This window comes from Terrabacter lapilli (genome assembly GCF_039531305.1).
Classification (GTDB): domain Bacteria; phylum Actinomycetota; class Actinomycetes; order Actinomycetales; family Dermatophilaceae; genus Terrabacter; species Terrabacter lapilli.
On the sequence record NZ_BAAAPU010000009.1, the window covers coordinates 427258 to 440835 of the forward strand.

General features: G+C 72.4%; 13 protein-coding genes. 8 read left to right on the forward strand and 5 right to left on the reverse strand.

Annotated features, from left to right (window positions below):
• Positions 1 to 117 precede the first annotated feature (117 nt).
• On the forward strand, positions 118 to 1899 hold the full coding sequence (locus tag ABD241_RS16870) for an acetyl/propionyl/methylcrotonyl-CoA carboxylase subunit alpha (protein ID WP_344065270.1): 1782 nt from the start codon (positions 118 to 120) through the stop codon (positions 1897 to 1899).
• Positions 1900 to 2015: 116 nt separating this feature from the next.
• Here the strand turns inward: ABD241_RS16870 and ABD241_RS16875 are convergent, their stop codons facing one another.
• A complete protein-coding gene (locus ABD241_RS16875) occupies positions 2016 to 2510 on the reverse strand; it encodes an antitoxin (RefSeq protein WP_344065273.1) in 495 nt (164 codons plus the stop codon).
• Between the two features lie 106 nt (positions 2511 to 2616).
• On the opposite strand from ABD241_RS16875, the gene ABD241_RS16880 reads away from it, so the two are divergent.
• A complete protein-coding gene (locus tag ABD241_RS16880) occupies positions 2617 to 2838 on the forward strand; it encodes a hypothetical protein (protein ID WP_344065276.1) in 222 nt (73 codons plus the stop codon).
• A 91-nt stretch (positions 2839 to 2929) separates the two neighbouring features.
• Here the strand turns inward: ABD241_RS16880 and ABD241_RS16885 are convergent, their stop codons facing one another.
• Complete coding sequence (locus ABD241_RS16885; RefSeq protein ID WP_344065279.1) at positions 2930 to 4342, reverse strand: NAD(P)H-quinone dehydrogenase; 1413 nt, start codon at positions 4340 to 4342, stop codon at positions 2930 to 2932.
• A gap of 113 nt (positions 4343 to 4455) precedes the next feature.
• Here ABD241_RS16885 and ABD241_RS16890 point away from each other — a divergent pair, with 113 nt between their 5' ends.
• Positions 4456 to 5289, forward strand: a complete 834-nt coding sequence (locus ABD241_RS16890) for a purine-nucleoside phosphorylase (protein ID WP_344065282.1) — start codon at positions 4456 to 4458, stop codon at positions 5287 to 5289.
• Positions 5289 to 6974 carry a phospho-sugar mutase gene (locus ABD241_RS16895; protein WP_344065285.1) on the forward strand — a complete coding sequence of 562 codons (1686 nt, stop codon included), beginning with the start codon at positions 5289 to 5291 and terminating at the stop codon, positions 6972 to 6974. Before ABD241_RS16890 ends, ABD241_RS16895 begins: the two co-directional genes overlap by 1 nt.
• 18 nt (positions 6975 to 6992) lie before the next feature.
• Here ABD241_RS16895 and ABD241_RS16900 read toward each other — a convergent pair whose 3' ends face one another.
• Positions 6993 to 7676, reverse strand: coding sequence for a PH domain-containing protein (locus ABD241_RS16900; RefSeq protein ID WP_344065288.1), 684 nt, complete (start codon positions 7674 to 7676; stop codon positions 6993 to 6995).
• Positions 7677 to 7731: 55 nt separating this feature from the next.
• Here ABD241_RS16900 and deoC point away from each other — a divergent pair, with 55 nt between their 5' ends.
• The 4 genes from deoC (at position 7732) to ABD241_RS16920 (ending at position 11830) form a co-directional block, all read left to right on the forward strand.
• Positions 7732 to 8718: a deoxyribose-phosphate aldolase gene (gene deoC / locus ABD241_RS16905; RefSeq protein ID WP_425580806.1), complete on the forward strand. Its 987-nt coding sequence runs from the start codon at positions 7732 to 7734 to the stop codon at positions 8716 to 8718.
• A gap of 77 nt (positions 8719 to 8795) precedes the next feature.
• The gene (locus ABD241_RS16910) at positions 8796 to 10280 is read left to right on the forward strand and encodes an aldehyde dehydrogenase family protein (RefSeq protein ID WP_344065291.1); all 1485 of its coding nucleotides are present in this window, start codon (positions 8796 to 8798) and stop codon (positions 10278 to 10280) included.
• Positions 10277 to 11164, forward strand: a complete 888-nt coding sequence (locus tag ABD241_RS16915; RefSeq protein ID WP_344065295.1) for an aldehyde dehydrogenase family protein — start codon at positions 10277 to 10279, stop codon at positions 11162 to 11164. The genes ABD241_RS16910 and ABD241_RS16915 overlap by 4 nt, the downstream gene beginning before the upstream one ends.
• A gap of 3 nt (positions 11165 to 11167) precedes the next feature.
• The gene (locus ABD241_RS16920; protein WP_344065298.1) at positions 11168 to 11830 is read left to right on the forward strand and encodes a uridine kinase family protein; all 663 of its coding nucleotides are present in this window, start codon (positions 11168 to 11170) and stop codon (positions 11828 to 11830) included.
• Between the two features lie 40 nt (positions 11831 to 11870).
• Here the strand turns inward: ABD241_RS16920 and ABD241_RS16925 are convergent, their stop codons facing one another.
• Together ABD241_RS16925 and ABD241_RS16930 are read right to left on the reverse strand one after the other, a co-directional pair.
• The gene (locus tag ABD241_RS16925) at positions 11871 to 13034 is read right to left on the reverse strand and encodes an adenosine deaminase (protein WP_344065301.1); all 1164 of its coding nucleotides are present in this window, start codon (positions 13032 to 13034) and stop codon (positions 11871 to 11873) included.
• Positions 13031 to 13438, reverse strand: a complete 408-nt coding sequence (locus ABD241_RS16930) for a cupin domain-containing protein (protein ID WP_344065305.1) — start codon at positions 13436 to 13438, stop codon at positions 13031 to 13033. Before ABD241_RS16930 ends, ABD241_RS16925 begins: the two co-directional genes overlap by 4 nt.
• Positions 13439 to 13578: the final 140 nt, after the last annotated feature.

Below are 13578 nucleotides of genomic sequence, written 5' to 3' on the forward strand. Positions count from 1 at the left end.
TCCTCCACGCTAGGCGGAGGCGTGTGGACGCGATGTGCCCGACCTCACTTCGAGACGCGCGGGAATAGAACGAATGACACCGAATCGCCGTGGCGTCAGCCCGATAGAGTCCGAACCATGGCATCCATCAGCAAGGTCCTGATCGCAAACCGTGGTGAGATCGCCGTCCGCATCGCGCGGGCGTGCACGGACAGCGGGATCGCCTCGGTGGCGGTCTATGCCGACCCGGACCGCGATGCCCTGCACGTGAAGGTCGCCGACGAGGCGTACGCCCTCGGCGGCTCCACCCCCGGCGAGAGCTACCTCGTCCAGGAGAAGCTCCTCGAGGTCGCCCGCCAGTCCGGAGCCGACGCGGTGCACCCCGGCTACGGCTTCCTCGCCGAGAACGCGTCCTTCGCCCAGGCGGTCATCGACGCCGGCCTCATCTGGATCGGCCCAGGCCCCGAGGCCATCGACTCGCTCGGCGACAAGGTCAAGGCGCGCCACATCGCGACCAAGGCTGGTGCACCCCTCGTCCCGGGCACCAAGGACCCCGTGTCGGGCGCCGACGAGGTCGTCGCCTTCGCGAAGGAGCACGGGCTCCCGGTGGCGATCAAGGCGGCATACGGCGGCGGCGGCCGTGGCCTGAAGGTCGCGCGCGACATGGAGGAGATCCCGCACCTCTACGAGTCGGCGGTGCGCGAGGCGGTGACGGCCTTCGGCCGTGGCGAGTGCTTCGTCGAGCGGTTCCTCGACCACCCGCGGCACGTCGAGACCCAGTGCCTCGCCGACCAGCACGGCAACGTCGTGGTCGTCTCGACCCGCGACTGCTCGCTCCAGCGCCGCAACCAGAAGCTCGTCGAGGAGGCACCTGCGCCGTTCCTCACCGAGGAGCAGCACACCGAGCTCCTGCGCGCGAGCAAGGCGATCCTCAAGGAGGCCGGCTACGTCGGCGCCGGCACCTGCGAGTTCCTCGTCGGGCCCCAGGGCGACATCAGCTTCCTCGAGGTCAACACGCGACTGCAGGTCGAGCACCCGGTCTCCGAGGAGGTCACCGGCATCGACCTCGTGCGCGAGCAGTTCCGCATCGCCAACGGTGAGTCGCTCGACTACGACGACCCGGAGCCGCACGCCCACTCCATCGAGTTCCGCATCAACGGTGAGGACGCCGGGCGCGGCTTCCTGCCGGCGCCGGGCACCGTCACCCGCATGGTCGTGCCGCACGGCCCGGGCGTGCGCTGGGACGCCGGCATCGTCGAGGGCGACACCGTCGCCGGCGCCTTCGACTCCATGATCGCCAAGCTCATCGTCACCGGCCGCACGCGTGCGCAGGCGATCGAGCGCTCCCGTCGTGCGCTGGACGAGCTCGTCATCGACGGCATGCCGACCGTCGTGCCCTTCCACCGCGCGGTCGTCTCGGACCCCGCCTTCGCCCCGACCGACCACACCCCTTTCACGATCCACACGCGGTGGATCGAGACCGAGTGGGACAACACCGTCGAGCCGTATGCCGGTGGGGCGGCCGACGGGGCCGAGGCCGAGGAGCGCCAGACCGTCGTCGTCGAGGTCGGCGGGAAGCGCCTGGAGGTGTCCCTGCCCGGAGGGCTCTCGCTCGGTGGTGGCGGCGGCTCGGCGGCCAAGAAGAAGGCGCCCAAGCGCTCGGGTGGCGGCAAGTCCGGTGGCGCTGCGTCCGGCGACTCGCTGACCGCCCCCATGCAGGGCACCATCGTCAAGATCGCGGTCGAGGAGGGCGCCACCGTCGCGGCCGGTGACCTCGTCATCGTCCTCGAGGCCATGAAGATGGAGCAGCCGATCACCGCCCACAAGGCCGGCGTCGTCTCCGGGCTCAAGGCCGCCGTCGGTGAGACCGTCACGTCCGGCGCCGTCCTCGCCGAGATCAAGGACGCGGCCGAGGGCTGACGGACCCCCGCACCGCGGCACCACCTGCTCACAGGCAGGAAGGGCCGACCCGCCGTCTGGCGGGTCGGCCCTTGCTCGTTCGCCCGTGGCCCAGCGGTGCTCGGCTCCGGTGGACCTCAGTGCTGGTCCGGAGGCGGGTCGCCCAGGGTGATCCGCCCGGTCCCCGTCTGCGGCAGGTCGGGATTCGGCACGCCGGGCAGGTCCTGCTCGCCGGCGGGCTCCCCCGTGGGCGGGATCTCCGACGGCCCCGGTCCGCCGGGGAGGGTGGGGTCGACCGGCGTGGGGTCGGTCGGGTCGACGGGTGGCATCGGCTCGGCGGGTCCGGGCTGCGGTGTCGGTGCCGGTCCGGACTGCGGGGTGGGCGTCGGCCCGGGCTCCGGTGAGGGGGTCGGTGAAGGGCTCGGGGTGGGACTGGGCGTCGGTGGCACGCCGGCCTCGTCGGCCGGCAGCCCGAGGCCCTCCTTGAGCTTGTCGGAGCCCTGGTCGATCTGGTCGGCGTACTTGCCGCCGGTGCGCTCGTTGAGGAGGTCCTCCACCTTGTCGAGTCCCTGCTGGGCCTGCTCCGGGTGCCCCTTGACGAAGTCCTTGGCCTTCTGGATCCAGTCGCTCACTGCGTGTCCTCCACGGTCGACCTCCCGGCGACGAGGCGGGGCCTCGCGCCGGCGCGACGACGACGTCGCCACGGGCCCGACGCTACCCCTCTGGCAGACTGGTCCGGTGCTTGCGTCTGTCCCTGCTGCGGCCCAGCAGCCCGTCTTCTCGTTGACGAACCTGATCATCCTCGGGGTCGTGGTGGCGGTCGTCTACCCGCTCCAGAAGAAGCTGCGCGAGACCGTGTCGCGCCGGCGCCTGGAGCGCTGGGCCGAGGAGGACCGCCAGGCCGAGCTGGAGCGGCAGAAGCACGACGCCCCCCCGCCGTCCGACGACGAGCCGAGCTGAGCCGGCTGAGGTGAGCCCGGGTCGAGGTGAGCCGGGCGGACGGCGGGCGTATGCCGTGTGCGCACCGGGGCGCCAAGCCTGAGTCGAACCCTCAGTCGGACTGGTGCAGCTGTCGGGCGGCCTCGGCGATGGAGCCGGACAGCGACGGGTAGACGGTGATGGTGCTCGAGACCTGGTCGACGCTGAGCCGGTTCTGCACGGCGAGGGCCACGGGGAAGATCAGCTCCGAGGCCTTGGGCGCGACGACCACGCCGCCGAGGACCGTGCCGACCACCTTGCGGCAGAAGAGCTTGACGAAGCCGTCGCTGATGCCCTGCATCTTGGCGCGGGGGTTGCGGGCGAGTGGCAGCACGACGGAGTCGACGTCGGCTGACTCGTCGGCCGCGTTCTGGCTGATGCCGACGGTGGCGATCTCGGGCTCGGTGAAGATGTTGGCGGCAACCCCACGCACGTTGAGCGGTGCCACCGCGTCGCCGAGCGCGTGCCACATGGCGATGCGGCCCTGCATGGCGGCGACGGAGGCCAGCGGCAGCACGCCGGTGCAGTCGCCCGCCGCGTAGACGCCGCCGACGCTGGTGCGGGAGACCCTGTCGACCTGGATGTGCCCGGAGGGGCTCAGCTCCACCCCGACCTCGTCGAGGCCGAGACCCACGGTGTTGGGCACGGAGCCGACGGCGAGCAGGGCGTGCGAGCCCTCGACCGTGCGGCCGTCGACGAGGGTGACGACGACACCGTCGGCCGTGCGCTCGACGGAGGCGGCGCGCGACTTGTTCAGCACCTCCATGCCGCGCTTGCGGAACACGTCCTCGATCACGGTCGCGGCGTCGGCGTCCTCGCCGGGCAGGACCCGGTCGCGGGACGACACGAGCACGACCTGCGACCCGAGGCCGAGGTAGGCCTGGGCGAGCTCGGCACCAGTGACACCCGAGCCGATGACGATGATCCGCTCGGGCAGCTCACGCAGCGAGTAGATCTGCTGCCAGGTCAGGATCCGCTCGCCGTCCGGGCGCATGGTGTCCATGACCCGGGGCGCGGCGCCGGTCGCGAGGAGCACGACGTCGGCGGGCAGCTCCTGCGTGGCGCCGCCGGCGAGCGTGGCCACGACGAGGTCGCGGCGGGCGAGCCAGGCGGTGCCGCGCAGCACGGTGACGCCGACCTGCTCGAGGCTCCCCTGGATGTCGGCGCTCTGGGCGGCGGCGAGCTCGAGGATCCGGCCGTTGACGGTCTGGGCCTGCGCCACGGCGTCGGAGACCTCGTCGCCGTCGTCGTCCTGCAGCCGCACGCCGAGGTGCGAGGCGGTCTCGAAGTCTGACATGTAGTCGGCGGTCGCGATGAGGGCCTTGCTGGGGACGCAGTCGGTGAGCACCGCCGCGCCGCCGAGCCCGTCCTTCTCGACGATGGTCACCTGCGCGCCGAGCTGGGCGGCGACCAGGGCCGCCTCGTAGCCACCGGGGCCCCCGCCGATGATGACAACCGACGTCTCGCGCGTGATCACGGGCTCCATCCAACCACTCCGCGCGACGGGGGCCGGGCGCGCCCTCGGGCCGGCGACCGCCGCCGGCGGACCGGGCAGGCCGTGGCCGTCCGCCCGGCGGCGACCTCGCTAGAGTCCTCAGCGTGACCACCAGCCACCGTGATCTGGACGATCCCGCCACCGACCCCTTCGACGTCGCGGCCGAGGCCGCGGCCGTCATCGCCGAGCGCACCGGAGCGCCGCGCCACGACGTGGCGCTCGTGCTCGGGTCGGGCTGGGGCCAGACGGCGGACCTCATCGGCGAGACCCTGGCCACCGTGGACAACGCGGACGTGCCCGGCTTCCACCGCGCGGCCGTGGCCGGGCACTCGGGCACCATGCGCTCGGTCGCCATCGGTGACACCGGGCGGCGCGCCCTCGTCTTCGGCACCCGCACGCACTTCTACGAGGGCCGTGGTGTCCGCGCGGTGGTCCACGGGGTGCGCACCGCGGCAGCGGCCGGGTGCTCCACCATCGTGCTGACCAACGGCTGTGGCGGCCTCAACCCCGCGTGGGCCCCCGGCACCCCGGTGCTCATCCGCGACCACATCAACCTCACCGCGCACTCGCCCGTCGAGGGCGCGAACTTCGTCGACCTCACCGACCTCTACACCCCCCGCCTGCGCGACCTCGCCCGCGAGGTCGACGGCGACCTCGACGAGGGCGTCTACGTCCAGTTCCGCGGCCCGCACTATGAGACCCCGGCGGAGGTGCGGATGGCCAAGGTCCTGGGCGGCGACCTCGTCGGCATGTCGACCACGCTCGAGGCCATCGCGGCCCGCCAGTGCGGCCTCGACGTGCTCGGCATCTCGCTCGTGACCAACCTCGCAGCCGGCATCTCCGACCAGCCGCTCAGCCATGCCGAGGTGCTCGAGGCGGGCCAGGCCGCGGCCGAGCGCTGCGGCCGCCTGCTCGCCGCCGTGGTGGGGCGCCTCTGATGCCCGACCTCGACAGCACCGAGAGCCTGTATGCCGCCGCGCGGGCCTGGCGTGACGACGACCCGGACGCGACGACGCGGGCCGAGCTCGACGCGCTGCTCGGTCGCGCCTCCGAGGGCGACGCCGCCGCGCAGGCCGACCTCGCGGACCGGATGTCCGGCCTGCTCGAGTTCGGCACGGCCGGCCTGCGCGGCGCCCTGGGCGCCGGCCCGAACCGGATGAACCGCAGCGTCGTCATCCGAGCGGCCGCGGGCCTGACGGCATACCTGAGGAACGAGGGCCGCGCGGGCGACGCGCCGACGGTCGTCATCGGGTTCGACGCCCGCTACAACTCCGACGTCTTCGCCCGCGACACGGCCGCGGTGGTGGTCGCCGCAGGTGGACGGGCGCTGCTGCTGCCCCAGCCGCTGCCGACCCCGGTCCTGGCGTTCGCGATCCGCCACCTCGGCGCCGACGCGGGCGTCATGGTCACGGCGAGCCACAACCCGCCGCAGGACAACGGCTACAAGGTCTACCTCGGCGACGGCAGCCAGATCGTGCCGCCGGCCGATGCCCAGATCGCCGCGCACATCGCGCGGGTGGAGCGGGTCGCCGACGTGCCGCGGGCGGCCGACGGCTGGGACACGCTCGGCGACAACCTGCTGCAGGACTACGTCGACGCCGTGGTCACGGTCGTCGACCCCGCCTCGCCGCGCGAGCTCCGGATCGTGCACACGAGCCTGCACGGCGTCGGCCACGGCACGGTGCACACCGCCTTCGTGCGGGCCGGCTTCGAGGCACCCACCGTCGTCGACGAGCAGGCGGTGCCCGACCCCGACTTCCCCACCGTGGCGTTCCCCAACCCCGAGGAGAAGGGCGCCATCGACCTCGCGCTGGCGCGCGCCCGGGCCGTCGGGTGCGACCTCGTGATCGCCAACGACCCCGACGCCGACCGCTGCGCGGCCGCGGTGCTCGACCCGGCACTCGGTGACTGGCGGATGCTGCGCGGTGACGAGGTGGGGGCGCTGCTCGGTGCCCACATCGTACGCCGCGGCGTCTCACGCAAGGACGTCTTCGCCTGCTCCATCGTCTCCTCGCGCCTGCTCGCGTCGATCGCCCGCAGCGCGGGCATCGCGCACGAGGAGACGCTCACCGGGTTCAAGTGGATCTCCCGCGTCGACCGCCTGCGCTACGGCTACGAGGAGGCGCTCGGCTACTGCGTGGCGCCGCAGCTCGTGCGCGACAAGGACGGCATCAGCGCAGCGCTCCTACTGGCCGAGCTGGCGGCCACCCTGAAGGCCGAGGGCCGCCGTCTGACCGACCTGCTCGACGAGCTGGCCGTGCAGCACGGCGTCCACGCGACCGACTCGTTCTCGGTGCGCGTGTCGGACCTCGGGCAGATCGACGAGCTGATGGGGCGGCTGCGCGCCGATCGTCCGGCCACGGTGGCCGGCATCTCGGTGGCGCGCACCGACGACCTCAGCCGCGGTGACGGTGGTCTGCCGCCCACCGAGGGCCTGCGCTACCACCTGGCCGACCGCTCGCGCATCATCGTGCGCCCCAGCGGCACCGAGCCCAAGGTCAAGGTGTACCTCGAGGTCATCGAAGCCGTGGCCGACGCGGCCGCCCTCGGTGAGTCGCGGGCGATCGCGGAGACGCGGCTCGCCCACATCCGCGCCGACTTCGAGCGCCTCACCGCGCTCTGACACGGCACACGGCCGCGGTCAGACGACGAAGGTGCCGATGACGAAGAAGGCGGCCGCGGCGAGCAGGAGGCCGACCGACACGGGGTCCCAGGCCTGGGTGGCGATGCGCGGCGTGCGGCCGTCCTTGCGGCTGCGGTCGGCGGCGATCCGCTCCTCGACCTCCGCGGCGACGACCTGTGCCTCGACCTTCGACTTCGTGGGCAGCTCGGTCGTGCCCTTGCCACGGACCTTGTTGGACCCGACGGTCAGCAGGTTGCGGCCGTACCTCGGCCGACCCGGATCCGCCGGCACGCCCCAGGCGGTGTAGCGCCGGCCGCCGGCCACGAGCTCGAGGGCCCAGCGCGAGCGCACCTCGGTGATGACGGGCCAGGTCAGGTCCACCACCCGCATCGGGTTGACGAGCCGCACCCCCTCGGCGTGGATCACCACCGACGGCCGCACGACGAAGAGCCACAGCAGCACGAGGGCGAGCACGACGGTGGAGACGAGGGTCCAGCTGCGTTGGTCGGAGAGCAGGGCGGACGCGAGCAGGGCCAGCCCGGCCACGGCCGCGATGACGCCCACGACGACCGACGACCCGGGCCGGAGCGTCCGCGCCTCCCGCAGGTCGTGGCCGTCGTCGACGCCGGGGGCCGCCGGCGGCGGCGAACCGGGGCCCGGATCTGGTGAGTCGGGCGGCGGCTGGGACACGTCTGGGCTCACCCTCCGACTCTCTCACGCGTCGTGGGCCGTCTCGACAGGTGGATAGACTCTCGTGGTGACCGTTAGCACCACGACACGCACCGCATCCGACGTCGCCGCGCAGGCGCGGGACGTGCTGGGGGTGTCGCGCCTGACCAACCGTGCCCTCACGTCGTGGCTGCACGGCCTGCCCGGCGTCGACCAGGTCGGCAACGAGGCCCGCGCCGCCGGCCTCGGCACCCGCTCGGTCAAGACGACGAGCAAGGCCTGGGCCATCGACACCGCCATCGGGATGATCGACCTGACCACCCTCGAGGGCTCCGACACCGTCGGCAAGGTCCGGTCCTTGTGTGCCAAGGCCCTCGTCCCCGACCCGCTCGACCCGAGCACCCCGCGCCCGGCTGCCATCTGCGTCTACGGCGACATGGTGGCCACCGCGAAGGAGGCCCTCGGTGACAGCGGGATCCACGTGGCCGCCGTCGCGACGGCCTTCCCGTCCGGCCGGGCGAGCCTGGCGGTCAAGCTGGCCGACACCCGCGACGCGGTCGAGGCCGGCGCGGACGAGATCGACATGGTCATCGACCGCGGCGCCTTCCTCTCGGGCGACTACCTCACCGTCTTCGACCAGATCGCCCAGGTGAAGCAGGCCTGCGGCGAGGCGCACCTGAAGGTGATCATGGAGACGGGCGAGCTCGTCACCTACGACAACGTCCGCCGCGCCTCCTTCCTCTCGATGCTCGCCGGCGGCGACTTCATCAAGACCTCGACCGGCAAGGTCTCCCCCGCCGCGACCCTGCCCGTGACGCTCGTGATGCTCGAGGCCGTGCGCGACTGGCGCGAGCTGACCGGCGTCCAGGTGGGCGTCAAGCCCGCCGGCGGCATCCGCACGACCAAGGACGCGATCAAGTACCTCGTCATGGTCAGCGAGGTCGCCGGTGACGACTGGCTCACGCCCGAGTGGTTCCGCTTCGGCGCCTCGAGCCTGCTCAACGACCTGCTCCTGCAGCGGCAGAAGCTCACCACGGGCGCCTACTCCGGTGCCGACTACGTGACGCTCGACTGACGAGCGTCGCCCTCGCCCACCGCGACCGACACCCATCGCGCCCGCGAAAGCCCCCGAAAGCGCACGAAAGACATCTGATGCCGAAGTTCGAGTACGCCCCCGCTCCCGAGTCGCGAGCCGTCGTCACGATCGAGGAGTCCTACGGCCTCTTCGTCGACGGCGCCTTCACCGAGCCGACCGACACCTTCCCCACGCTCAACCCCGCCGACGAGACGGTGCTGGCCCAGGTGAGCCAGGCGGGCACCGAGGACGTCGACCGCGCCGTCGCGGCCGCCCGCCGCGCCTTCGAGGGCGTGTGGGGCCGGATGAGCGGTGCCGAGCGCGGCAAGTACCTCTTCCGGATCGCCCGCATCCTGCAGGAGCGTGCGCGCGAGTTCGCCGTCCTCGAGACGCTCGACAACGGCAAGCCGATCAAGGAGACCCGCGACGTCGACGTGCCGATCGCCGCGGCCCACTTCTTCTACCACGCGGGCTGGGCCGACAAGCTGGAGTATGCCGGCCTGTCGGCTTCCGGCGCCGGCGTGCCCCGCCCGCACGGCGTGGTCGGTCAGGTCATCCCCTGGAACTTCCCGCTGCTGATGCTGGCCTGGAAGATCGCGCCGGCCCTCGCGACCGGCAACACGGTCGTGCTCAAGCCGGCCGAGACGACGCCGCTGTCGGCGCTGCTCTTCGCCGAGGTGTGCCAGCAGGCCGGGCTGCCCGCCGGCGTCGTCAACATCGTCACCGGCGACGGCCGCACCGGGCAGGCGCTCGTCGAGCACGCAGGTGTCGACAAGGTCGCCTTCACCGGCTCCACCGAGGTGGGCAAGGCCATCGCCCGCTCCATCGCCGGCACGCCGAAGAAGGCGACCCTCGAGCTCGGCGGCAAGGCCGCCAACATCGTCTTCGACGACGCCCCCATCGACCAGGCCGTCGAGGGCATCGTCGGCGGGATCTTCTTCAACCAGGGCCAGGTCTGCTGCGCGGGCTCGAGGCTGCTCGTCCAGGAGAACGTCCACGACGAGGTCGTCGCGAGGCTCAAGCGCCGGCTCGGGACGCTGCGGGTCGGTGACCCGATGGACAAGAACACCGACCTGGGCGCGATCAACTCGCGGGCGCAGCTCGAGCGCATCACCTCCCTCGTCGAGGCCGGTGTCGCCGAGGGCGCGGAGCGCTGGAGCCCCGAGTGCACCCTCCCGGGCAAGGGCTTCTGGTTCCCGCCGACCGTGCTGACCGGCGTCTCCCAGACGCACCACGTGGCCACCGAGGAGATCTTCGGCCCGGTGCTGTCGGTGCTGACCTTCCGCACGCCCCAGGAAGCGGTCGCCAAGGCCAACAACACGGCATACGGCCTCTCTGCCGGCGTCTGGACCGAGAAGGGCTCGCGGATCCTCTGGATGGCCGACCAGCTGCGTGCCGGCGTGGTGTGGGCCAACACCTTCAACCGCTTCGACCCGACGTCGCCGTTCGGCGGCTACAAGGAGTCCGGCTACGGCCGCGAGGGAGGCCGTCACGGCCTCGAGGCCTACGTCACCACCGCCACTTCGACTGCCCCTTCGACCCTGACGGGAGCCGCCCGATGAGCCGCCTCGACGTGCGCAAGACCTACAAGCTCTACATCGGTGGTGCCTTCCCGCGCAGCGAGTCGGGCCGCTCCTACGAGGTCGTCTCCGCCTCCGGTGAGTTCCTCGCCAACGCGTCGATGGGATCGCGCAAGGACGTGCGTGACGCCGTCGTCGCTGCCCGCGGTGCGTTCGGCAAGTGGTCGGGCGCGACGGCCTACAACCGCGGTCAGGTGCTCTACCGCGTCGCCGAGGTGCTCGAGGGCCGTCGCGCCCAGTTCGTCGAGGAGGTCGCGGCCGGTGAAGGCCTGTCGGCGCGCGCTGCAGGCGCCACTGTCGACGCCGCGATCGACCGGGTGGTCTGGTACGCCGGGTGGACCGACAAGATCGCCCAGGTCCTCGGCAACCTCAACCCGGTCGCCGGACCGTTCTTCAACGTGTCGGCGCCCGAGCCGACGGGAGTCGTGGGCGTCCTTGCGCCGCAGGCGTCCTCGCTGCTCGGCCTCGTGTCGGTCGTCGCGCCCGTGATCGCCACCGGCAACACCGCGGTCGTCGTGTCGTCGGCGGACCGGCCCCTGCCGGCCGTCACGTTCGGCGAGGTGCTCGCCACCTCGGACGTCCCGGGCGGCGTCGTCAACATCGTGACCGCACGGACGGCCGAGGTCGCGACGTGGCTGGCGGCGCACCGCGACGTCAACGCCATCGACCTCACCGGCGTGGCCGGCGCAGACGGCGTCGACTGGGCCGCGCTCGAGGCGGAGGCGGCCGGCAACCTCAAGCGGGTCCACCGCCCTGCCCTACGGGACGGCGTGCCCGTCGAGCCGGACTGGAGCGCGGACCCCGGACTCGACCGCCTGCGCGCGTTCGTGGAGACCAAGACCGTCTGGCACCCCAAGGGCCTCTGAGCGGTGGGACCGGAGCACGCCGAGCACGCCGAGCACACCGGGCTCGCCGGTGACGGGCACCGGCGCCGCGTCATCCTGCTGACGGGTCCCAGCGGGGCCGGCAAGAGCCGGCTCTCAGCGCGCCTCAGCGCGGCGCACGGGTGGCCCGTCGTGCGGCTCGACGACTTCTACCGCGAGGCTCATGACCCTCGCCTCCCCCGGTCGCCTCTCGGCATCCCCGACTGGGACCACGTCGACTCCTGGAACGCGGACGCGGCCGTGGCCGCGCTCCGCGGACTCGTGGACGGTGGCCCGGTGGAGGTCCCGGTCTACGACATCGGCGCCTCGGCGGTGACCGGGCGGCACGTGCTCGAGGCCGCGCCCACCGACCACATCCTTGCCGAGGGCCTCTTCGCCGGACGGCTCATCGAGCCGCTCGACCGGGAAGGCCTGCTCGCCGACGCGCTGTGCGTGCGCCAGAACCGCTCCCTCACGGCAGCCCGCCGGTTCGTGCGTGACCTGTCGGAGCGTCGCAAGGCCCCGCACATCCTGGTGCGCCGCGGTCTCATCCTGTGGCGGGACGAGCCCCGGGTCATCGCGGAGGCCACGGCGCAGGGCGCGCGCTGCGTCCACCCCCGCGAGGCCGAGGCGGAGCTCGCTGCGCTCAGCGCCTCCGTCACGAGCTGAGCGCGGTTGGGTGCGCCTACGTCACGCGCACCGGAGCGCCTCACGCGACCGGCGCCGCCTGACCCAGCGCTGCGTAACCCGGCTTGATCACGTCGTCGATCAGGGCGAGCCTCTCGTCGAACGGGATGAAGGCCGACTTCATGGCGTTGATCGTGACCCATCGCAGGTCCTCGAGCGTCCACCCCGCCTCGTCGCACAGCAGCGTCGCCTCCCTCGTCATCGACGTCGCACTCATGAGGCGGTTGTCGGTGTTGAGGGTCACGCGGAAGCGCAGCCGGCGCAGCAGCGTGATGGGGTGGTGCGCGATCGACACGGCCGCGGACGTCTGCAGGTTGCTGCTCGGGCACATCTCGAGCGGGATGCGCTTGTCGCGCACGTATGCCGCCAGCCGGCCCAGGCGCACCCGGTCGAGCTCCAGCGCCGTCAGCGCCTCTGGGTCGTCGGTCTGTCCCTCGAGCCACTCGGAGAAGGGCGAGCCGTCGACCGTGATGTCGTCGACGATGCGCACCCCGTGACCCAGGCGGTCGGCCCCGCACCACTGGATCGCCTCCCAGATGGAGGGCAGGCCGAACGCCTCACCGGCGTGGATGGTGAAGTGGAAGTTCTCGCGCTGGAGGTACTCGAACGCGTCGAGGTGGCGGGTGGGTGGGAAGCCGGCCTCGGCGCCGGCGATGTCGAAGCCCGATACGCCCTCGTCGCGGTAGCGGATCGCCAGGCGGGCGATCTCCGTGGCGTTGGCTGCGTGCCGCATGGCCGTCAGCAGGGCCGTGACGCGGATGGGGTGTCCGGCGGCAGCGGCCTTGGCCTCCCCGTCCCGCAGTCCGGCGTTGACGGCCTCGACGACGCCCTCGAGGGTCAGGCCCCGCACGAGGTGCTGCTCGGGGGCGTAGCGGCTCTCGGCGTAGACGACGCCGTCGGCAGCGAGGTCCTGCGCGCACTCGCTGGCGACCCGGAAGAGTCCGTCGCGCGTCTGCATGACCGCGAGGGTCTGGTCGAACGTCTCGAGGTAGCGCGGGAGCGATCCCGAGTCCGCGCTCTCGCGGAACCAGGTGCCGAGGGCGTCGGCGTCCTTCGCCGGCAGGCCCTCGTAGCCGACGCTGTCGGCCAGCTCGATGATGGTCTGAGGGCGCAGGCCACCGTCCAGGTGGTCGTGCAGCAGGACCTTGGGGGCGCGCCGCAGGTCGTCGGGCAGGGGGTCGCTCACCGCGGGTCACCAGCGGAGGTGTCGGCGGCGTCTGCGTCCTCGTCCTCGCGGTGCACCGTGTCGGGGCTGAAGGCGGGCAGGCAGATGGCGACGTACTCGGCGCCCTCTGGACCGCACGAGTAGCGGATGCGCTCACCACCCCGGGTCACGACCGTCTGGCCGGCCTGCACCTCCAGCGAGCCGCCGTCGTGGTCGACGACCACGGTGCCGGCGAGGACGACGGTGATCTCGTCGAACTCGGGCGTCTGGAAGGGCTCGGACCAGCCGGCAGGAGCGACCATACGAGCGACCGACACCGACGTCTGCAGACCGGCATCAGGGGTGTTGACCGCACCGACGTGCTCGTCGATGACCTTCCCGCCGGGGACGGGGATGCGGGTTGGAGAGGCGATGAGTTCAGGCACGAGTCCAACCCTAGCCCCCTGGCTGTGGGACCTGGATATCCGACGTGGATATGCGACAACCCCGCCAGAGGTGTCTGGCGGGGTTGTCGTGAATGGTTGTCCGGCTGCGTCCTACTCTCCCACACCGTCACCAGTGCAGT

Excerpts from the sequence above, each read along its gene's own strand:
- ABD241_RS16870 (WP_344065270.1), top strand. The coding sequence starts at position 118 with ATGGCATCCATCAGCAAGGTCCTGATCGCAAACCGTGGTGAGATCGCC.
- ABD241_RS16910 (WP_344065291.1), top strand. The coding sequence starts at position 8,796 with ATGCCGAAGTTCGAGTACGCCCCCGCTCCCGAGTCGCGAGCCGTCGTC.
- ABD241_RS16895 (WP_344065285.1), top strand. The coding sequence starts at position 5,289 with ATGCCCGACCTCGACAGCACCGAGAGCCTGTATGCCGCCGCGCGGGCC.
- ABD241_RS16915 (WP_344065295.1), top strand. The coding sequence starts at position 10,277 with ATGAGCCGCCTCGACGTGCGCAAGACCTACAAGCTCTACATCGGTGGT.
- ABD241_RS16885 (WP_344065279.1), bottom strand. The coding sequence starts at position 4,342 with ATGGAGCCCGTGATCACGCGCGAGACGTCGGTTGTCATCATCGGCGGG.